We start from the raw sequence: 945 nt of genomic DNA, 5'->3' as shown, positions 1-945 counted from the left end.
TGCACCTCATCAGGAATTGCAGGATTCACGCATCAATATGCCAGGTCCCTGCAATTCCCACAACACCATTTCCGACTCAAAGCCCCACTGTAGAAGGCTCCGCTGATTGTTCAGGGTCGACTACTTACATGCGAACCTTTGCCACAGCGGAAGCGCCGCCGCAGTCAGCCGGACGCATGAAAATAGAAAAGGTCGGAAAGGGCACTGGCCGTTGAAAAGAACAGCCCCTCTGTTGGCGTGCTGAGTGCTTCGAAAACGCGGGCCAATGTATTCATATCGGGCAATCTTGACTCTGCTTGTAGTGTTGCTTACCGCGCCTGTGTTGTTCCGCTTGTACGTCCCGCTTTCTTGTTCCCATCCACAACTATGTTACGGAGCCGATATGGGAATTTGTTTCTAAAGAACTCGCCGATTTTTTGGAAAAATAGACCGTGGTTTTTGATTTTAGCCGATCCGAAAATATTTATTTCAAGCTCAGGGTAATCCCTGACGGTCTCCACATCACGCTCACAGGTGTCGTTTTCCGCCGTTTTCTGGACGCGTGAGCGAAGGCCTCGCTGCGGGCGCGACAGCACACTCTCCTTGACACATGAACTTGCCGGATGCCGCGCAGGCTTGCATGGCTATTCGCGGCTTTCGACGCTGCTATATGCCAACGCCCGTTCGCGCCATCGACATGCCACCAGGCCTCGCGCCCAATCAGCATCCGTCCGATCGGACACTACTTCCGTCCGGCGCGTTTGCAGCGCAATTCCAGGAGTGCATCAATTGAGACCTTCGCAAGAGAGCATCGCGGGAATCCGTTCGGCGGCCTTGCCCCTCACCCTCGACGACATCACGGTCGTCGATAACACGCTGCTCAAGCGTGCCGTCGGCGCGATGGCGCTCGGCAACGCAATGGAATGGTTCGACTTCGGCGTGTACAGCTACATCGCCGTCACGTTG

At 55.1% G+C, this 945-nt stretch carries 1 pseudogene; it reads left to right on the top strand.

Annotation, left to right across the window (positions count from 1 at the left end):
* Positions 1-768: 768 nt before the first annotated feature.
* Positions 769-945 (top strand): annotated as a pseudogene (locus VSR68_RS42515) (MFS transporter); the annotation flags it as partial.

Origin of the sequence: Paraburkholderia phymatum (assembly GCF_038900715.1) — a bacterium.
Classification (GTDB): Bacteria; Pseudomonadota; Gammaproteobacteria; order Burkholderiales; family Burkholderiaceae; genus Paraburkholderia; species Paraburkholderia phymatum_A.
The sequence above is the reverse complement of the archived record's forward strand: the minus strand, read 5'-3'. Positions and strand labels throughout refer to the sequence as shown.